A 19,202-nucleotide genomic window follows, 5' to 3' on the forward strand; every position below is an offset into this window, starting at 1 on the left:
CGGTGACGGGATCCGGAGGATCCTCAGAGAGGCCGCGAGCAGGGCAGGCCGCCGCCCGCGTGGTTGATCAGATCCTGGTAGACGACGCTCTTCCGGATCGGGGTGCGGCTGGTGACCGTCTGCACGGTCCTGCCGTCCCGGACGAGCTCGAAGACGGGGGTCGTGCCCGGCACCATCGGCACCTTGAACGACACCATGCCTGCCGAGCTCACCTCCTTGGTCTTCACGTCTTCGCCCTGCCTGACCACCAGGGTGCCCGGCGACCTGACGAAGGCGAGCAGCTCGACGTCGTCGGTGGCCGCGTCGCCGTACGGGATGGCGATGGGGCCGATGGTCTGCTTGGTCTTGTCGAACGGCGCGTCGGTGCGGTGACTGCGGTGGAAGTAGTACAGCGCGTCACGGACGACGCTCGGAGCCTTACCGGTCTTGAACCAGGTGGTGTAGTAGGCGATCACGTCCGCCGGCGCGTATCCCCGCTCCACCGAGGGCGCGAGCCAGGATTCGGCGTAGTCGTTCCAGGTGGTCAGGGAGACGATGTCCGCGTCGCCCTCCATCGCCTTGACGAAGGACTGCCGCAGCGTGCCGCTGTTGGACGGTTCCCAGTACCTCTTGTCACGCGGGCGCACATCCTCCAGGGCCGCCGGGGCCATGTAGAAGCGTCCGCGCCTGGCGGCCTCGATGCCCGCCTTGCGGTAGCCGTCGGTCGAGCTCTCCCAGCGGACGCCCCACGAGGAGTAACCCGCCACCGAGTCGTTCCACTCGGTCTTACCGCTGCCGCTCCAGTCCAGGAAGATCGGGACGAGGGAGGTCTTCATGCCCTGCGTCGCCAGCTTCGCCCGCAGGTCGTCCCACCAGGCGGGTGACTGCCGCTCGGGGTAGAACGGCGCGAGCGGGACGGTGCCGTCGGGCAGGCGGTAGAGCGAGGGGTGCCCCTTGGCGAGAAGGACGTCGGAGATCACCTTGTCCGGCGAGGCGTCCTTGGTGGTGGGGAAGTCCGGGCTCAGCATGATCCGGAATCCGGGGTCGACGGCCTTGGCCGCCGCCAGCAGGTCGGCGATGTGGTTGAAGCGCTGGTCGGTCGCCGAGGTGTGGTGCTCGTAGATGAACCCGTCGAGTCCCATCGCGATGGCCTGCCGTACCTCGACCTCGAAGTCGGCCTGGCGCCAGCCGCCTCCCGAGCGCACCGGCCGGGGGAGCGGCCTGTCCCGGGAGTGACCGCCCTGCGCGGCGTACATCCCGTTGGAACCGGCGGGGTCGAGCCAGGAGGCGTACTGGTCCTTGGCCGGGTCCTTGTTGTCGATCGACAGCGGGTAGGGCGGGAAGTAGAAGGCGAACACCTTCTTGTCGTATGAACGCAGCGCGGCGGCCGACGGCTTGTCGAACGGCAGGCACTGGTTCCCGCCGGATGTGGGGGTGGCTGTCGGGGTGGCGCTCGGCGTCGCACTCGGAGTCACACTCGGCGTGGGGGAGGGGGTGGCCGTGGCGAGGGTGTAACTGATCCTGAGGCGGGGCCCCTTGCCCGCGGTGCGCGTGGAGTACAGCACCGCCACCGGCCCGCTGGACGCGGTGAGGCCGAAGGAGTACGTCCCGTTGCCGAGGTAGGCGTCCGAGACGTCCAGGTCGGCGACGGCGTCCGCGGTGAAGCCGGTGTGCGTGCTCAGCGCCGTGCCGAAGGTGGGACGGGAGTTCCATGATGTGCCGGTCTGCGACCAGGAGCCGGTGACCTTGTGCACCGAGACCGTGGTGTCCGTCGTCCTGGTCGCCCGTACCTGCAGGGTCATGGTGACGTTCGCGGCGTTCTCCGGAATGCCGGAGACGGTGAAGCCGGTGAGCGCCCTGCGCTCGCCGGCCGTGGAGCCGCTGCAGGCCTTCGCGCACACGGAGAGCCATTCGGCGGTGCCGTACGTCGTGGCGGGGGCCGCCTGGCTGATGAAGACGTCCTTGGCGGGCTGGACCACGAGGTTCACCGGGGCCGCCCGGGCGGTCGCATGGGCGGCGCCCAGGGGGACGGCGCAGACCACGGTGATGAGGGCGGCCAGCGCCGCCCGTCTGAGGGGGAACAAGGAACCTCCTGCGGGTGCTCGGAAACGTGATCATCGCACCCGTGCCGAAAGGAGGTAATGGACATTGAATATTATTGTTCAACGTCCTCTATATTCTTTATAGGGGTACTAATCCCATTGGAGCGGGACATTTTTCGGGAGTACGCCCGCCGCCGGGACAGCCGCCTGCCCGGGCGGCGCGAACGGGCGTACCGCGTCCGAATCATCGGCGGATCCACGACCGTTCCGCCGGAGGACAGGCGACCGGTCTGTCAGCTGACCAGCGACCATCCTCTCAGGAATATGGCGGCCATCCTCTCAGCCACCCTTGAGTTGTGCCATGCTGAAGCCATGGCCGGCGCTGTACGGAGCCCTCTCGGCAGGGTCCTTCCCCATCAGGCGGGTCCCCGCCTGGTCGCGCAACCTCAGCAGTCGTGCGGTCGGAACGCCCAAGGTGGCCTTCGTCGACTCGGGGATCGCCGCGAACCTGCTGGGCGCCGACGCGCGGAGCCTGCTGCGGCCCGAAGGGGCCTTCGGGCCGCTCCTGGAGGGCTTCGTGCTGATGGAGCTGTCCCGGCAGCTCTCCTGGTCCGAGGAGCGCGTGGAGCTGTTCCACTACCGCACCAAGGACAAGGTGGAGGTGGACGCCGTCCTGGAGAACCGGCAGGGACGCGTGGTCGGCATCGAGGTGAAGGCGTCATCGACGGTGCGGCCGGACGACTTCAGAGGGCTACGCCACCTCGCCGGCCGCCTGGGGGATGACCTCGCGGTGGGAATCGTCCTCTATACGGGGACGCAGACGCTTCCCTTCGGGGAGCGCATGCGGGCCATGCCGGTGAGCGCTCTCTGGGAGGTGGCGGCGCCCCGGCGATGATCGGCTGATGCGGATCTACGGCCTGGTGCGGCGGAGCCGTGTGTAGGCGATGAGGCCGGCGGCGGACCAGAGGAGCGCCGCGGCGGCGACGGGGAGCAGGACGGTGTCGAGGACGCCGTCGTTGGCCGCGCGCATCCACGGCATGACCGGCACCGTGAACCGGCCCACCGGGGTCAGGCTGACCAGCAGCAGGGCCACGTACCCGCCGAACAGCGTCAGCATCGACGCGGCCGGGGACGGCATGATCGGCTGACTGGTCAGCGCGCCCAGCGCCGTGCCCGCGGTCAGGCCGAGCAGGTGCAGGACGGCGCCGCGCGCCACGTCGCCGGGCGCGGGCGTGGCGGCGAAGCCGTGCAGCAGCGGCGTGACGACCGCGATCGCCGCGAACGCGAGGTTGACGGCGAACGCGGCCAGCAGTCCCGCGCCGATCTCCCGCCCGGGACCGCCGGCCGCCGTCATCGAGACCAGCCGCTGCGCCGCCGGTTCGGTGTCGAGCAGGCTGCGCGCGGCCCAGGCGAAGACGACGATCAGCAGGCCGGCCGAGTCGGCGTAGGAGGACAGCTCCTTGCCGGGCGGCGTCAGCGTCGAGTAGAAGATCACCAGCATCAGGAGCAGCCCGACCGCCGGCTGGAACAGCCGGTGGGAACGGGCGTAGGCGCTCAGCTTGAACCGGATCAGACGCGTCAACGGTGCCTCCTGCCGTACGACGTGCTCTCGGGGGTCACGCGGTCCGCCGTACGGTGTAGCCGTCGGCGCGGAGCTTCTGCTCGACCTCGTCGGCCTCGCCGGGGTCCACCAGCACCTCGATGACCGCCCGGCCACCCGTGCCGGGCCCCTGCCCGGACGCCCGTCCGGCGTCCCGCGCCCGCCTGGGTCCGGGATCAGGCCCGGGGTCCGTCCCGGACGGCCGCCCGGATCCCGGCCCGGTGGAGCGGACGGTGACCGCGCCGTCGGCGACGAGCCAGTGGTCGGCGCCGGGGAACTCCCGGAGCTGGTTCTGGTGGTCGCTGACCACGACCGCGCCGCCGCGGGCGGCGATCTCACCGAGGATGACCGGGAGTTCGGCGCGGGTCTGCTCGTCCAGCCCGGCGAAGGGCTCGTCCAGGATCAGCAGGTCCGGCGGGCCCAGCAGCGACTGGATCAGCCCCACCTTCTGCGCGCTGCCCTTGGACAGGTCGCCGAGCGGCAGGCCGAGCAGGTGGACGGCGTTCAGCCGCCGCGCGAGGTCGCCGGCCGCGGCGGGGGAGACGCCCCTGACGCGGGTCATGTGGTCCAGGTAGGCGGAGACGGTGAAGGGCTGGCCGGTGGGGAAGACGTCGGGGGCGTAGCCCACGGCGCGGGGCCGGCCGGAGACCGAGCCGCGGGCCGGCGGGACGAACCCGGCGAGCAGCCGCAGCAGGGTGGACTTGCCGGCGCCGTTGCGGCCGGTGACCTCGACGACGGACCCCGGGCGGAGCGTGAGCTCGACGTCCCTGAGGATCCAGGGGCCGCGGCGGGAGTACCGGAAGGACACCTGGGAGAGCCGCATGGACCGCACCCTACCGGGATCATGCTCTTCGCGCCCCGGCCGCCGGAAACCGCCCCGGCCGCGGGCCGGTGGGACCGGCCGGTCCGCTGTCGTCGGCCGGCCGGGGGCCCCGAACCGTCCGAATCCATCCGGTCAGCCGGCCGTCCGTCCCGGTCGCGGGCCGGTGAGACCGGTCGGCCCGGGACCGTCGGTCAGCCGGTGAGGCCGAGCTGACCGGCGGCCCGGACGGCCAGCCACACCTCGGCGAACGCGCCCGTGGACGTCAGGTCCCGGCCGGTGAGCGCGGTGAACCGGCGCAGCCGGTAGGCGAGCGTGTTCGGATGGATGTGCAGCGCCGCCGCCGCGTCCTCGGTGCGGCGGTCGCGTTCCATCCAGGTGCGGACCGAGGCCAGCAGGCGGGAGTCGTGGGCGGCGTCGTACCGGATCACCTCGCCGAGCACGTGCTCGACCAGCGCCGAGAGCACCGCGGGGTCCTCCGGCAGCCATCGCCCGGCGGTGTCGTCGCCGTATCGGACGAGCGCCTGGCCCGACTCGGCCGCCCGGGAGACGGCCCACACCGCCTCCCTGCGGGCCACCCGCAGGGAGGTACCGGCGGCGAACGGCCGGCTCATCCCGGCCGCGACGCCCGGCGCTCCGGCGACGGCGGCGGCCGCTTCGGCGGTGCCGAGGACGTAGCGGTCGTCGCCCCTGCCGAGCATGAGGAACGGGCGGTCGTCCAGGGCGCGCAGCAGCCCGTCGTCGGACACGCCGCGGACGGCCAGCAGGACCAGCTCGTCGCCGGGCAGGCCCAGCCGGATCAGCCGCCGCCGGGCCGTGGCCGGGTCGAGCACGTCCTGCAGCAGCTCGGCCAGGATCTCCGCGCCCTCGCGGCGCAGGGTCTCACGCTCGTGGCGGGCCATGGCGACCTGGAGCGCGGCGACGGTGGCGATGTGCTGGGCCACCGCCAGGCCGGCCGGGCGGGCGCCCTCCCGTTCCAGGGCGACGAGGAAACCGGCCGGGCCGCCCGGCGCGGGCACCGGGAGGACGAACCCGCCGGGGATCGTCGGGGGAGCGTCCGCCGTCCTGGGCAGCAGATCCGGGTCGGGCACGGGGACGCCGGGCAGCAGTGGGCGGCCCTGCGGCGTGCACAGGTACACCGTGTAGCCGCTGAGCCGTTCCAGGCGGCGGAACAGCGTCACGGTGCCGAGGTCCTCCGAGGCCATCCAGCGCAGCGCGCCGAAGACCTGGAGCTGCGCGCCGAGCCGCTGGCGGGCGTCCTCCCGCACGGCCGCGGCGACCTCCTGGCCGACGGCGATGAACGGTACGGCCAGCGGCACCTCCAGGACCGGCATGCCGCGCTCCTCAGCGGCGGCGAGGAACGCCGGGTGCAGCGGCGGCACGTGGAGCTGGGCCGACAGGGCCAGCGCGGACACCCCGGCGTCGTCGAGCCGTTCCAGGTAGGCCCGCTGGCGGGCGGCGGATCGGGGGATCGCGATGCCGGTCGTCATGATCAGCTCGGCGCCCAGCAGCCAGGGCGTGGGATCGTCCAGTTCGCTGACGTGAGCCCAGGACACCGGGCGGCCGAGTCCCGCGCGGCCGGCGAGGACGCGCAGCCGCAGGGCCGGGAAGCGGACCAGCTCCTCGACGGTGAGCCGGTCGGCGGTGTGTTCGTGGTCGGCCACAGGAGACCCCGTCGTAGTTCGTGCTTCCCACAATACCCAAACGGGTATAAATCTCCCAGAATGTAAGGACAGCCCGCTCTGAGCCGGGCCTGCCACGCCCTCCCCCGCCGTTCCACGTCCCTCGGAAGAAGCCCCCGCAAGAAGCCTCCCGAAAGACTCTCCTCGAAAGGACCGTGCGGCATGACCGAGCCCCGGGGCCCCGTCGACTCCTCCCGCGTCCCCCGCTTCGCGGGCCCGGCGACGTTCGCGCGTCTGCCGCGCCTGGACGAGGTCGGGCGCTGCGACGTGGCCGTGGTGGGGGTGCCGTTCGACAGTGGGGTCTCCTACCGTCCCGGCGCCCGCTTCGGCCCCTCCGCGGTCCGCGAGGCCAGCCGCCTGCTCCGGCCGTACCACCCCGGCCTGGACGTCTCGCCGTTCGCCGCGGTGCAGGTGGCCGACGCCGGCGACATCGCCTGCAACCCGTTCGACATCGGCGAGGCCGTCGAGGCGATCGAGGACGCCGCGACCCGGCTCCAGGAGGACGGCGCCCGCCTGGTCACCATCGGCGGCGACCACACCATCGCGCTGCCGCTGCTGCGCTCCCTGGCCAGGCGGCACGGCCCGGTGGCCATGCTGCACTTCGACGCCCACCTCGACACCTGGGACACCTACTTCGGCGCCGAGTACACCCACGGCACGCCGTTCCGCCGGGCGGTGGAGGAGGGCATCCTCGACACCGAGGCGATCGGCCACGTCGGCACGCGCGGCCCGCTGTACGGCAGGCGGGACCTCGACGACGACCGCCGCCTCGGCTTCGGCATCATGACCTCGGCCGACGTGATGCGCCGCGGTGTGGACGAGACCGTCGACGCGCTCCGGCAGCGGATCGGCGACCGGCCGCTCTACCTGTCGATCGACATCGACGTGCTGGACCCCGCGCACGCCCCCGGCACCGGCACCCCCGAGGCGGGCGGCCTGACCAGCCGTGAGCTGCTGGAGATCCTGCGCGGCCTGGCCGGGTGCAACCTGGTCGGCGGCGACGTGGTCGAGGTGGCCCCCGCCTACGACCACGCGGAGATCACCGCGGTGGCCGCCTCCCACGTCGCCTACGACCTGGTCAGCCTGCTGGCGCTGTCCAAGCCCTCTTCCTGACGGGGCCGGGCGGTCCGCCCGCCGTACGACCCGGACCGGCCGTACGGCGGGCGGTCCCCGGAGGGCGTCAGCGGGTCCCCCAGGAGTAGGTCTGCTTGTGCAGCTTGAGGTAGACGAACGTCTCGGTGGCGCGGACCGTGGGGATGGCCCGGATCTTGCCGAGGATGTCCAGCAGGTGCAGGTCGCTCTCGCAGACCACCTCGACCATGACGTCCACCGAACCGGCGGTCAGCACGACGTAGTCGATCTCCTTTATGGCCGACAGTTCGTCGGCCACCGTCTCCAGGTCGCCCTCGCACTTGATGCCGATCATCGCCTGGCGGGAGAAGCCGAGGGTGAGCGGGTCGGTGACCCCGACGATCTGCATGACCCCGGCGTCGAGCAGGCGCTGGACCCGCTGGCGGACGGCGGCCTCGGACAGTCCCACCGCCTTGCCGATCGCGGCGTAGGGCTTGCGGCCGTCGGCCTGCAGCTGTTCGATGATCTGTTTGGAGATCTCGTCGAGGACGACCGTGCCGTGCTTCGCGTCGTTGTCGCGGCGTACCTTGGGCGGGGTCGTCATCCGCGCTCCCTGGCGTCGTGTTAAGGGGTCGTTGCGGGCGTCGCACGCCCTGCCGACATGTTGCGGCTCGCTGCGACATGCTGTCAGTTTTTATGGCTCTGTCAAGCGATTTCGTCGCGATTTGGTATCTTAACAACGAAATCCCTTGTCGCGTAGGCTCTCCTCTGTAAGAGTCCCCATAACCAAGCCACCTCACAGGAGGTCAACGGTGACCACCCGTCTGCAGAACTATGTCAACGGCGAGCTCGTGGACGCCAAGAGCGGCCGGTTCTCCGACGTCATCGACCCCTGCACCGGAGAGGCATACCTGCAGGCGCCGATCTCCGGCGCGGAGGACGTCGACGCCGCCTACGCCGCCGCGGCCGCCGCCTTCGAGTCATGGAGCCTGCTGACCCCCGGTGAGCGGGCCAACCTGCTGCTCAAGGTCGCGGACGCCCTCGACGCGCGCGCCGGGGAGATCAACGAGGCCGAGTGCCGCAACACCGGCAAGCCCCGCGCCCGGATGGCCGAGGACGAGACCCCGGTCGCGGCCGACCACTTCCGCTTCTTCGCCGGCGCCGCCCGCACCCTGGAGGGGCCGACGTCGGGTGAGTTCCTCGCCGACCACACCTCCGTGATCCGGTACGAGCCGATCGGCGTCGTCGGCCAGGTCACCCCCTGGAACTACCCGATGATGATGGCGGTCTGGAAGATCGCCCCCGCGCTCGCCGCGGGCAACACCGTCGTGCTCAAGCCGTCCGACACCACCCCGGTCTCCACCCTCAAGATGGCCGAGATCATCGGTGAGGTCCTGCCGAAGGGCGTCTTCAACGTCGTCACCGGCGACCGCGAGACCGGCGCTCTCGTGGTGGGCCACCCGACCGCCCAGATGGTCGCCATCACCGGCTCGGTCGGCGCCGGCATGGCCGTGGCCAGGACCGCCGCCGAGGACGTCAAGCGGGTCCACCTGGAGCTCGGCGGCAAGGCCCCGGTCATCGTCTTCGACGACGTCAAGGACTTCAAGGCCGCCGCCGAGGCGATCGCCATGGGCGGTTTCTACAACGCCGGCCAGGACTGCACCGCGGCCTGCCGGGTGCTGGTCCACGAGGACGCCCACGACGAGTTCGTCGCGGCCCTCGTCGAGGCGGCCACCGCCACCGTGACCGGCGACCTGTCCAACGAGGACGCCCTCTACGGCCCGCTCAACAACGCGGACCAGCTGGCGCGGGTGACCGGCTTCATCGAGCGGGCGCCCGGCCACGCCAAGGTCCTGACCGGCGGCCGGCGGATCGGTGACAAGGGATTCTTCTTCGCCCCGACCGTCGTCGACGGCCTCCAGCAGGACGACGAGATGGTGCAGAACGAGGTCTTCGGGCCCGTCATCACCGTCCAGACCTTCTCCGACGAGGCCGATGCCGTGGCCAAGGCCAACGGTGTCCGGTACGGCCTCTCCAGCTCGGTCTGGACCTCCGACCACGGCCGGGCGATGCGGGTGTCGAGGCGACTCGACTTCGGCGTCGTGTGGGTCAACACCCACATCCCGTTCGTCTCCGAGATGCCGCACGGTGGCTTCAAGCACTCCGGCTACGGCAAGGACCTGTCGGTCTTCGGGCTCCACGACTACCTGCGAGTCAAGCACGTCATGCACTACATCGGCGAATAGCCGCGAAACAAGAGGGACAGCCTGGTATGACCGAAACCCAGGCGGATGTGGAGGCGGTGGTCTCCACCGCCTCCGGCCCGCCCCCGGTGCCCGCCATCGAACTCGACGGAGTCGTCAAGGAGTACCTCGCCCACGGTGAGGTCGTCCAGGCGGTCAAGGGCGTCACCCTGACCATCGCCGAGGGCGAGTTCTTCTCGCTCCTCGGCCCCTCGGGGTGTGGCAAGACCACCACCATGCGCATGATCGCCGGGTTCGAGGACCCGTCGCGCGGCACGGTGCGGCTGCACGGCCGGGACGTGACCGACGTCCCGCCCAACAGACGCGACGTGAACATGGTGTTCCAGTCGTACGCGCTCTTCCCGCACATGAACGTCTGGGAGAACGTCGCCTTCGGCCTGCGGCGCAGGAAGGTGGCCGACGCCGAGATGAAGCGTCGCGTCGGCGAGATGCTGGAGATCGTGGACCTCGGCGGGCGCGAGAAGCGCCGCCCCCGCGAGCTGTCCGGCGGCCAGCAGCAGCGGGTGGCCCTGGCCCGGGCCCTGGTCAACCGGCCCAGCGCGCTCCTGCTGGACGAGCCGCTGGGCGCCCTCGACCTCAAGCTGCGCCAGGCCATGCAGATCGAGCTCAAGCGCATCCAGCGCGAGGTCGGCATCACGTTCGTCTACGTCACCCACGACCAGAGCGAGGCGCTCACCATGAGCGACCGCATCGCCGTCATGAACGACGGCCTGGTCGAGCAGCTCGCCGCGCCCCGCGAGATCTACGAGCGCCCCGCCAGCGCGTTCGTCGCCGGGTTCATCGGCACCTCCAACCTGATCAGCGGGACGGTGGACCGCGTCGAGGACGGCTGCGCCGTACTGCTGCTCGAAGACGGAGGACGGGTCCTCGCCGGGGAGGGCGGGCACCGGGCGGGGGACGCGATCGCGGTCACCGTACGCCCGGAGAAGATCATGATCTCCACCGAGGAGCCCGCGGCGGGTCTGAGCGCCGTGCGCGGCACCGTCGCCGAGGTCGTCTATTTGGGCCTGTACAACAGCTACGCGGTGCGCCTGCCCGGCGGCACCGAGGTAACCGTCTTCCAGCAGAACGCGCTCGACAGCACGAGCACGGCCGAGCGCGGCGACGCGGTCTGGCTGTCGTGGCGGCCGCAGCACTCTTACGTGATCGGAAGTTGAGCCACCATGCACCACGACTCCTCACTCGACACCGCCCTGCTGCGCGGCATGACCCGGCCCCGCTCGGTGACCCGCCGCGACGCCTTCCGCCTCGCCGGCCTGTCGGCCGCCGGGATGGCCCTGGCCGCCTGCGGCGTGCAGGGCAAGAAGGCCGCCCCGCCCATAAAGGACGGGATCGCCGACTACTGGGCGTCCAAGAAGAAGAACGGCGCCCTGCGGTTCGCCAACTGGACGCTGTACATCGACAAGGAGGACGGCCGCTACCCCTCCCTGGAGAAGTTCACCGCCGACACCGGCATCAAGGTGACCTACACCGAGGCCATCCAGGACACCCCCTCCTTCTTCGGGAAGATCCAGCCGCTGCTCGCCTCGAACACCGACATCGGCTACGACCTGATGGTCATCACCAACGGCCTGCACCTCAGCAAGGCCATCGCGCTGGGCTACCTGGTGCCGCTGGACCACGCCAGGCTGCCCAACTTCGCGGCCAACGCGGCGGAGAAGGTCAAGAACCCCACCTGGGACCCGGACAACACCTACACGATCCCCTGGACGGCGGGCCTGACCGGCATCGCCTACAACCCCAAGTACGTGGACGAGGTCACCAGCATCAACGACCTGTGGAACCCCAAGTACAAGGGCAAGGTCGGCATGATGCTCGACCCGCAGGAGGTCGCGAACTTCGGGATGTTCGCCGAGGGCATCGACCCGGACAAGTCCACCGAGGCCGACTGGCGCAAGGCCGCAGCGAGGCTGCAGAAGCAGCGCGACGACGGCCTGGTGCGCAAGTACTACGAGAACGACTACGTCGACGCGCTGGCCCGGGGCGACATCTGGATCACCATGGCCTGGTCGGGTGACATCTTCCAGCAGGTCGCCGAGGGCAAGGACCTCAAGTTCGTGATCCCCCAGGAGGGCGGCACGATCTGGACCGACAACATGTGCATCCCCAAGACCGCGCAGAACCCGCTCGACGCGCTCACGTACATGGACTACGTCTACCAGCCGAAGATCGCCACGATGCTGGTGGAGGCCATCAACTACATCACCCCGGTGCCGGGCACCAAGGACCTCGTCCTGGCCGACGCCGCCAAGGCGAGCGGCGACGACAGGAAGTCGCTGGAGCAGCTCGCGAAGAGCCCGATGGTCTACCCCGCCGAGGCCGACATGGCCCGGCTGCGGTCCTACAAGGCACTGAACACGGCCGAGGAGAAGATCTTCGAGTCCGTCTTCCAGCCGATCACCCAGGGCTAGGCGAACGATGAGGCGCTTCGCCCCCTACCTGCTCATCCTCCCGGGCGGGCTGTGGCTGGTGATCTTCCTGGTGGTGCCGATGGTCTTCATGGCCTCGGTGTCCACCCAGGAGGGCGACGTGGTCAACGGCTTCGTCCAGACATTCAACCTGTCGATCTACGGCGACGTCCTGTCGCAGTACGGCACGCAGTTCCTGCGCTCGGCCGGGTACGGCCTGGTGGCGACGGTCATCTCCATCGTGCTGGCCTACCCGACGGCCTACTGGATCGCCTTCAGGGGCGGCTCCCGCAAGTCGACCTACCTGCTGCTGGTGCTGCTGCCGTTCTTCGTGTCGTTCGTGCTGCGCACCGTGTCGTGGAAGTTCCTGCTGGCGGACAACGGGCTGCTGCTGTCGCCGCTGAAGTCGCTGGGCGTGGTGCCCGGCGACTTCCACGTGCTGCAGACGACGGTGGCGGTGATCGGCGGGCTGGTCTACAACTACCTGCCGTTCATGATCCTGCCGATCTACGTGGCCCTGGAGCGGGTGGACCCCCGCGTCGTGGAGGCCGCGCGGGACCTGTACGCCGCCCGCCGGCAGGCGTTCACCAAGGTCGTGCTTCCGTTGTCGCTGCCCGGTGTGTTCGCCGGGGTGCTGATGACGTTCGTCCCGATGACCGCCGACTACGTCAACGCCGAGATCCTCGGAGGCCCGGCGAACACGATGATCGGCAACATCATCCAGTCCAGGTTCCTGGTCAACAACGACTATCCGTCGGCCGCGGCGCTGTCGTTCGCGCTGATGGCGGCGATGCTGCTCGGCATCTTCGCCTACGCCAGGGCGCTGGGCACCGAGAACGTGCTGGAGGCCGCGGCCCGATGAGCACCGCCACCGCCACCGCGTCCGCGCCCGCTCCGGCGCCCGCCCGGCGCCGCCGCCACCTCCTCGACCGGCTGCTCAAGGTCTACGTCTGGCTGATCCTCGCCTGGCTGTTCCTGCCGATCGTGGTCATGATCATTTTTGGCTTCAACGACACCAGGAGCAAGTCGAACGTCACCTGGCAGGGCTTCACCTTCAAGTGGTGGGGCATGCTCGACCAGGACCCCAAGCTGATCGAGGCGGTCGTCAACTCCCTGGAGATCGCCGTGCTCGCCACGGTCATCACCACGGTCATCGGCACGCTGATGGGCCTGGCGATGGGCCGCCACAGGTTCCGCGGGCTGGGCGCCGTCAACCTGGTGCTCTTCGCCGCCATCGCCTCGCCCGAGCTGGTCATGGGCTCCTCCCTGCTGTCGCTGTTCGTCAGCGCCGGGGTGCAGCCGGGCTTCGTGACCGTGGTCATCGCGCACGTGCTGTTCTCGCTGTCGTTCGTGGCGATCACCGTACGGGCCCGGGTCGTGGGGCTCGACCCCTCGATCGAGGAGGCGGCGCGCGACCTCGGGGCGTCCACCTGGACGACGTTCTGGCGCGTCACGTTCCCGATGATCCTGCCTGGCGTCGTCTCGGGCGCGCTGCTGGCGTTCGCGCTGTCCATCGACGACTTCGTGATCACCCAGTTCACCAGCGGCGCCCTCCAGACGTTCCCGCTGTGGATCTGGGGCGCCACCCGGATCGGGGTCCCGCCGCAGGTCAACATTCTGGGGACCCTTATATTCGCGGTAGGCGTGGTGATCGCCGTGGTCAACACGGTCACCGCCCGCCGCCGCACCTAGCGTCGTCAGGCCCCCGTACCGCCAGCGGTTGGCGGCACGGGGTTTCGGCGTACCCGGAAGATGTCCCCGGCACAGAACAGGGAGGCGAGATCGGATTCAGGCGGGGGGAACCCGCGCGTGACCTCTGAGGTCACGCGATACCTAGACAACGAATTTCAACTCACCGTAGGGAAGTGAGATTTGTGGATCCGCTGAAGGCTCTTGCTGACGCGGAGCGCAAGCCGTACTGGCTCGACAGTCCGGCGAAACCCGAGCCGCTGCCGCGGCTCCTCAAGGACACGACCGCCGATCTCGCGGTGGTCGGCGGAGGCTTCTCGGGGCTGTGGACCGCCCTGATGGCCAAGGAACGCGACCCGTCCCTCGACGTGGTCCTGCTGGAAGGACGCGGGATCGGCTGGGCGGCCTCCGGCCGCAACGGCGGGTTCGCGGTGGCGTCGCTCACCCACGGCCTCGCCAACGGGCTGGAACGCTGGCCCGAGGAGATCACCACCCTGGAACGGCTGGGCCGGGCCAACCTCGACGAGATCGGCGAGACCGTCGGACGGTACGGCATCGACTGCGACTACGAGCGCACCGGCGAGCTGCACGTGGCCACCGAGCCCTGGCAGCTCGACGAGATGCACGAGAGCGTCCGGGCGGCGCGGGAGCTGGGCCTGGACCACGACGTCCTCGGCCGCGACGAGATCCGGGCGGAGGTGAACTCGCCCACCTACGTCGGCGGCTACTGGGAACGCGACGGCTGCGCCATGATCGACCCCGCCCGGCTGGCCTGGGGGCTCCGGCGGGCCTGCCTGGAGCTGGGCGTGCGCGTCCACGAGCGCACGCCGGTACGCCACATCCGGGACAACCGGGCCACCATGGACCTCGTCACCCCGCGCGGCACCGTCAGGGCCGCGAGGGTCGCGCTCGGCACCGGCGTGTTCCAGCCGCTGCTGCGCAGGCTGAAGCACTTCCTGGTGCCGGTCTACGACTACGCGCTGGTGACCGAGCCGCTGTCTCCGGAGCAGCTCGCCTCCGTCGGCTGGCGCAACCGCCAGGGCGTGGGCGACTCGGCCAACCAGTTCCACTACTACCGGCTCACCGCCGACAACCGCATCCTGTGGGGCGGCTACGACGCGGTCTACTACAACGGCGGCCGCATCAGGCCGGAGTACGAGCAGCGCGACGAGACCTTCGCCAAGCTGGCCGAGCACTTCTTCACCACCTTCCCGCAGCTCGACGGGGTGCGCTTCACCCATCGGTGGGGCGGCGTCATCGACACCTGCAGCAGGTTCAGCGCCTTCTACGGCCAGGCCCACGGCGGGCGGCTCGCCTACGCCGTCGGCTACACCGGCCTGGGGGTCGCCGCCACCCGCTTCGGGGCCAACGTCATGCTCGACCTGCTCGCCGGGGAGCCGACGGAGCGGACCGGACTGCGGATGGTCCAGGAGAAGCCGATTCCCTTTCCACCGGAACCGGTCCGCTCGGCGGGGATCCAGATGACCCGCTGGTCGCTCGCCCGGGCCGACCTGCACGAGGGCCGCCGCAACCTGTGGCTGCGCACCCTGGACCGGATGGGCCTGGGCTTCGACTCCTGAGACGTCCTCTGAGACGTCTTCCACGGCGTCCTCTGAGGCGTTCTCTCAGGCGTCCCGTCCCGGGGGGCGGGGCCCGACACGGCCCCGCCCCCCGGCGAGGTTCGCCGGGGGGCGCCGGCCGGTAATCCGATTGCGGAGTCCGGCCGATCCGGTGCAGGGTGGGCGGATGATCGTCCGCCGCGAGACCCCCGCCGACATCGACGCCGTCCACGAGGTGACGGCCGCCGCCTTCGCCAAGCCCGACCGGCCCGGCGAGACGCCCGCCGAGGAGCCCCTGCTCCGCGAGCTCCGCGGCTGCGACGAGTGGATGCCCGAGCTGTCCCTCGTCGCGATCGGCGCGGACGGCGAGGTCGCCGGGCACGTGCTGGGTAGCCGCGCCCACATCGAGGGGGCTCCCGTCGTCGCCGTCGGCCCGGTGAGCGTCCGCCCCGGCCGTCAGCGGCGCGGCGTCGGTCTCGCCCTGCTGCACACGCTCCTCGGCGCGGCGGACGCCATGGGCGAGCCGATGGCGGTGCTGCTCGGCTCGCCCGCCTACTACTCGCGCTTCGGCTTCCGGCCCGCCGCGGAGTACGGCGTCGTGCCCCCGGTGCCGGAATGGGAGCCGTTCTTCCAGGTCCGCGTCCTGTCGGCGTACGACCCGGACGACCCGCGCCTACGCGGAGCGTTCGCCTACGCCGAGCCTTTCAACCATGTCTGACACGCCGGGGCGGGAGTCGTACAGACTGGGGCGCATGACCGAGAGGGTTGAGTTCGAGGCCGACGGGATCACGCTCGTCGGCGACCTGCGGACGCCGGACGGCCCCGGCCCGCACCCGGCGCTGGTCCTCACCGGGCCGTTCACCGGCACCCGCGACCAGGTGACCGGCCTGTACGCCGAACGGCTGACCGCCGCCGGATACGTGACGCTGGCCTTCGACCACCGCAACTGGGGGGAGTCCGGCGGGACGCCGCGGCAGCACGAGGACCCGCAGGGCAAGCTGCACGACCTGCGGGCGGCGGTCTCGCTGCTGCGCTCGCGGCCCGAGTCCGACGGCGCCAGGATCGGCGCGGCCGGGATCTGCCTGGGCGCCGGCTACGCGCTGAAGTTCGCCGCCTTCGACCCCCGGGTGCGGGTCTTCGCCGGGATCGCCGGGGCCTACAACAGCCCCTACGCCATGCGCGCCGGGATGTCACCGGCCGGGTACGAGGAGGCGCTGGCCTCCTTCACCGAGGTCCTGGAGCGCCAGGACCTCGGCGGCGAGGCCGAGTACGTCCCCGCCGTGGCGGCGGAGGGGGAGGCGGCCATGCCCGGCGACGAGCCGTACGCCTACTACGGCACCGGGCGCGGCGCGTCCCCGCACTGGCGCAACCGGGTCACCCGGGCCTCGATCCGCGAGCTGGTCACCATGGACAACATGACCGGCGCCGACTTCCTGTCGCCCAAGCCCGGCCTGGTGGTGCACGGCGTCGTGGACCGCTTCTGCTCCCCGGAGGGCGCGGAGGAGGCCTACAAGCGGATGGACGAGCCCAAGCGGCTCGTCTGGCTCGACGCCCGGCTCCACATCGACCTCTACGACGCCGAGCCGCACGTGAGCCGGGCGGTGGAGGCCGTCGCCGCCTTCCTCGCCGAGCACCTCTGACGTCCCGGGGACGGTTCAGGGGTGGCTCGGGACCACCCCCGGCCGCCTCCCCGGTACGGAGCGGCCGCCGGGGACCCGGGCGCTCCGGTGTCACGCCCTTCCCGGTGTCACTCCGGCTCGATGTGCATGGCGGCCTCCTCGGCGGTGTAGCCGCCGAAGTCCGCGCCGACGTCCTCGGCGATCATGTCGGGCTCGGTGTCGGTCGCGGCGCCCTGGTCGGGCTCGACCAGCCGGCCCGCCTGGCGCGGCTCGTCGTCCCCGTATCCGCCGACCGGCCCGGACGGCTGCGACTGATAGCCGACGTCGATGTCCTCGTCACGCTCGTAGTCGGTGTTGAGGTCCGAGCCCACGCCGAGACCGCTGGTCTCGGTCACCTGCTCGTCGAGGCTGTCCGGGACGTCCGGGTCGAGGCCGTCCTCGCCGGTGGCCGCCTCGTCCTCGCCGCGGCCGGTCCTCTCGCCCTCCTCGGTCCCGAACAGCGGCTGGGGTTCGGGCTCCTCCCGGCTGAGGCGGCCGTCGAGGGGTTCCCCTGCGCTCCACTCCTCGGCCGTGGTCCCGTAGTCGTCCAGCGCGCCCGGCTGGTCGGCGGGCAGGGGCTCCTCCTGGGGGTCCACCGCCCACTGCTGTTCGGGCGTCCCCTCCTGAAGGTCAGGGATCCCTTCGTCCTCGGCCCGTGAATACGGGTCGCCCGGCATGTTCCGCCTGTCCACAGCGATCCCCCTCCGATCATCTCGCCGTCCTTGCGGTGTTCCTCCTGTCACCCGTGCCCACCCCGTCGCGGACATAACGAGACGTATGTATCCGTCCTCTCGCCTCACCCGCCGGTCGGAGGGCGACCGGTCCGCCGTTCGATGTACGCCGCGACGGTTCCGGGGGAGGATGTCCGGCCGGGCCGGGTCCGAAATCGTGGGAACGTGACGACACGACGCATCGACGCGCTGGACCTGCTCCGGGGCATCGCCATCATGGGGACGCTGGGCACCAACATCTGGATCTTCACCGGTCCGGCGGGTCCCGCCGGGGTGCTGGACGCGCTGGGCGGGACCGGCGCGGTGGAGACCTTCCTGCGTTTCCTGACCAACGGCAAGTTCCTCGCCCTGCTCACCCTGCTCTTCGGGGTCGGGCTGGAACTGCAGTACCGCTCGGCCGCGCGCCGGGGCGCGCCGTGGCCCGGCTGGTACCTCTGGCGCGCGGGGCTGCTGTTCGTCGAGGGGCTCCTGCACTACCTGCTGGTCTTCGAGTTCGACGTGCTCATGGGATACGCGGTGACCTCGGTCGTGGTGGCCTACCTGATAGGCCGGAGCGACCGGGTGATCAACGCGTGGATGACGGGCGCCGGGGCGGTGTTCGCGTCGATGGTCGGCCTGGTCACCCTCGTCCTGATGTACGGCGACGTCTCCACGCCGCCCTCCGGGCCGGTCACGCTGTTCACCGACGGCTCCTACGCGGACCAGGTCGCGACCCGGATCGAGTTCTTCGGCCTCTATCGGCTGGAGGCCGTGTTCATCGTCCCGCTCGGGATCACCCTGTTCCTGCTCGGCGCCCGGCTGATGCGCGCCGGGGCGCTGGAGGACTCCGCCCGCGGCGCCGCGCTCCGCGGGCGGCTCATGGCGGCGGGGCTCGGCGTGGGCGTGCCGCTGAACCTGCTCACCTCCTTCGCCGGGGGCGACTGGGTCCTGGTCGACCGCTACCTGCTGCCGCCCCTGGTGGCCCTCGGGCTGCTCGCCCTCGTCACCGCCGCCGCGCACCGGATGAGCCGTCTCTCCGGCGGGACCCCCGGTCCCGCGCGGCGCGGCCTGACCGCGGTCGGGCGCACCGCGCTGAGCTGCTACGTGGCCCAGAACCTGATCGCGTCGGTCCTCTGCTACGGCTGGGGCCTCGGCCTGGCCGCGAGGTTCGCGGACCTGCGGCCGTGGTGGACGGTGGCCGCCTGGGCCGCCATCTGCCTGCTGCTGGCGACGCTGTCGACGCTCTGGCTGCGCCGTTTCCAGCGGGGACCGCTGGAGTCGGTCTGGCAGTGGGTCTACGCCGCACCCCAGCGTCGTTTCGTGACAGATGATAAAATGGCGGACAATTCCCCCAAGAGTTAGGGCATGGTTTGTCGCGGAGGATCGTCGGTACGGTCGCCGCGATCCTGCTGTCCCTGTTCGCCGTCGTCCACGCCCCTCTCGCGACGCCCGGCGACCGTCACCACGCACCCGGCGTCGCCGTCATGCTGGCGGGCGGCGCCGTACTGCCTCCGGCGGCACCGCACCAGGCCGACCACTTCTCCGCGGCTCCCGAGGCCGGGCGGATCACCGGCCCCGGGCCGGGGACCCGTCTTCCGGTCCGGCCCTCACGGGTGCGCCTCGCCGTGCCCGCCGTACGCGACCTCCCCGGCCCGCGGGCGCCTCCGCCGGGCGATCTCTGACGCACCGACACCGAGATCGCTCCACAGGAGGTTTCCAA

At 71.1% G+C, this 19,202-nt stretch carries 18 protein-coding genes; 12 read left to right on the forward strand and 6 right to left on the reverse strand.

Translation table 11 applies throughout. The annotated features are described in order from the left end of the window. Positions 1–23 precede the first annotated feature (23 nt). Positions 24–2,063, reverse strand: coding sequence for an endo-1,3-alpha-glucanase family glycosylhydrolase (locus ACFYSC_RS23030; RefSeq protein ID WP_389965065.1), 2,040 nt, complete (start codon positions 2,061–2,063; stop codon positions 24–26). Positions 2,064–2,382: 319 nt separating this feature from the next. Between ACFYSC_RS23030 and ACFYSC_RS23035 the strand changes: the two genes are divergently transcribed. Further along, positions 2,383–2,916: an ATP-binding protein gene (locus tag ACFYSC_RS23035; protein WP_389965068.1), complete on the forward strand. Its 534-nt coding sequence runs from the start codon at positions 2,383–2,385 to the stop codon at positions 2,914–2,916. Positions 2,917–2,931: 15 nt separating this feature from the next. Here the strand turns inward: ACFYSC_RS23035 and ACFYSC_RS23040 are convergent, their stop codons facing one another. The 3 genes from ACFYSC_RS23040 to ACFYSC_RS23050 form a co-directional block, all read right to left on the reverse strand. After that, positions 2,932–3,603, reverse strand: a complete 672-nt coding sequence (locus ACFYSC_RS23040; protein ID WP_389965071.1) for a hypothetical protein — start codon at positions 3,601–3,603, stop codon at positions 2,932–2,934. A gap of 34 nt (positions 3,604–3,637) precedes the next feature. Next, complete coding sequence (locus ACFYSC_RS23045; protein WP_389965074.1) at positions 3,638–4,444, reverse strand: ATP-binding cassette domain-containing protein; 807 nt, start codon at positions 4,442–4,444, stop codon at positions 3,638–3,640. 191 nt (positions 4,445–4,635) lie between these two features. Next, a complete protein-coding gene (locus ACFYSC_RS23050) occupies positions 4,636–6,105 on the reverse strand; it encodes a PucR family transcriptional regulator (protein WP_389965077.1) in 1,470 nt (489 codons plus the stop codon). A gap of 180 nt (positions 6,106–6,285) precedes the next feature. On the opposite strand from ACFYSC_RS23050, the gene speB reads away from it, so the two are divergent. Next, positions 6,286–7,236, forward strand: a complete 951-nt coding sequence (gene speB / locus ACFYSC_RS23055) for an agmatinase (RefSeq protein ID WP_389965080.1) — start codon at positions 6,286–6,288, stop codon at positions 7,234–7,236. A 67-nt stretch (positions 7,237–7,303) separates the two neighbouring features. On the opposite strand, the gene ACFYSC_RS23060 is transcribed toward speB, so the two are convergent. Next, entirely contained in the window at positions 7,304–7,798 is a 495-nt protein-coding gene (locus tag ACFYSC_RS23060; RefSeq protein ID WP_362945228.1) for an Lrp/AsnC family transcriptional regulator, read from the reverse strand. A gap of 208 nt (positions 7,799–8,006) precedes the next feature. Between ACFYSC_RS23060 and ACFYSC_RS23065 the strand changes: the two genes are divergently transcribed. The 8 genes from ACFYSC_RS23065 (at position 8,007) to ACFYSC_RS23100 (ending at position 16,754) form a co-directional block, all read left to right on the forward strand. Next, positions 8,007–9,440 carry a gamma-aminobutyraldehyde dehydrogenase gene (locus ACFYSC_RS23065; RefSeq protein WP_389965083.1) on the forward strand — a complete coding sequence of 478 codons (1,434 nt, stop codon included), beginning with the start codon at positions 8,007–8,009 and terminating at the stop codon, positions 9,438–9,440. A gap of 26 nt (positions 9,441–9,466) precedes the next feature. Further along, positions 9,467–10,615 carry an ABC transporter ATP-binding protein gene (locus ACFYSC_RS23070; protein ID WP_389965086.1) on the forward strand — a complete coding sequence of 383 codons (1,149 nt, stop codon included), beginning with the start codon at positions 9,467–9,469 and terminating at the stop codon, positions 10,613–10,615. Positions 10,616–10,621: 6 nt separating this feature from the next. After that, on the forward strand, positions 10,622–11,869 hold the full coding sequence (locus tag ACFYSC_RS23075) for a PotD/PotF family extracellular solute-binding protein (protein ID WP_389965089.1): 1,248 nt from the start codon (positions 10,622–10,624) through the stop codon (positions 11,867–11,869). Between the two features lie 7 nt (positions 11,870–11,876). Next, entirely contained in the window at positions 11,877–12,728 is an 852-nt protein-coding gene (locus ACFYSC_RS23080; RefSeq protein WP_362945236.1) for an ABC transporter permease, read from the forward strand. Next, positions 12,725–13,558 carry an ABC transporter permease gene (locus tag ACFYSC_RS23085; protein ID WP_389965092.1) on the forward strand — a complete coding sequence of 278 codons (834 nt, stop codon included), beginning with the start codon at positions 12,725–12,727 and terminating at the stop codon, positions 13,556–13,558. Before ACFYSC_RS23080 ends, ACFYSC_RS23085 begins: the two co-directional genes overlap by 4 nt. Positions 13,559–13,740: 182 nt before the next feature. Further along, entirely contained in the window at positions 13,741–15,135 is a 1,395-nt protein-coding gene (locus ACFYSC_RS23090) for an NAD(P)/FAD-dependent oxidoreductase (RefSeq protein ID WP_389965209.1), read from the forward strand. A gap of 166 nt (positions 15,136–15,301) precedes the next feature. Then, positions 15,302–15,832, forward strand: a complete 531-nt coding sequence (locus ACFYSC_RS23095) for a GNAT family N-acetyltransferase (protein ID WP_389965095.1) — start codon at positions 15,302–15,304, stop codon at positions 15,830–15,832. A gap of 34 nt (positions 15,833–15,866) precedes the next feature. After that, complete coding sequence (locus ACFYSC_RS23100) at positions 15,867–16,754, forward strand: alpha/beta hydrolase (RefSeq protein ID WP_389965098.1); 888 nt, start codon at positions 15,867–15,869, stop codon at positions 16,752–16,754. A 107-nt stretch (positions 16,755–16,861) separates the two neighbouring features. On the opposite strand, the gene ACFYSC_RS23105 is transcribed toward ACFYSC_RS23100, so the two are convergent. Next, the gene (locus tag ACFYSC_RS23105) at positions 16,862–17,464 is read right to left on the reverse strand and encodes a DUF5709 domain-containing protein (RefSeq protein WP_389965101.1); all 603 of its coding nucleotides are present in this window, start codon (positions 17,462–17,464) and stop codon (positions 16,862–16,864) included. Positions 17,465–17,668: 204 nt separating this feature from the next. Here ACFYSC_RS23105 and ACFYSC_RS23110 point away from each other — a divergent pair, with 204 nt between their 5' ends. Both ACFYSC_RS23110 and ACFYSC_RS23115 read left to right on the forward strand, forming a co-directional pair. Next, a complete protein-coding gene (locus ACFYSC_RS23110) occupies positions 17,669–18,844 on the forward strand; it encodes a DUF418 domain-containing protein (RefSeq protein ID WP_389965104.1) in 1,176 nt (391 codons plus the stop codon). 8 nt (positions 18,845–18,852) lie between these two features. After that, positions 18,853–19,164 (forward strand): hypothetical protein, encoded by a 312-nt coding sequence (locus ACFYSC_RS23115; protein ID WP_389965107.1) that lies wholly within the window; start codon positions 18,853–18,855, stop codon positions 19,162–19,164. Positions 19,165–19,202: the final 38 nt, after the last annotated feature.

Source organism: Streptosporangium sp. NPDC004379 (assembly GCF_042873875.1).
In the GTDB taxonomy this organism is placed as follows: Bacteria; Actinomycetota; Actinomycetes; order Streptosporangiales; family Streptosporangiaceae; genus Streptosporangium.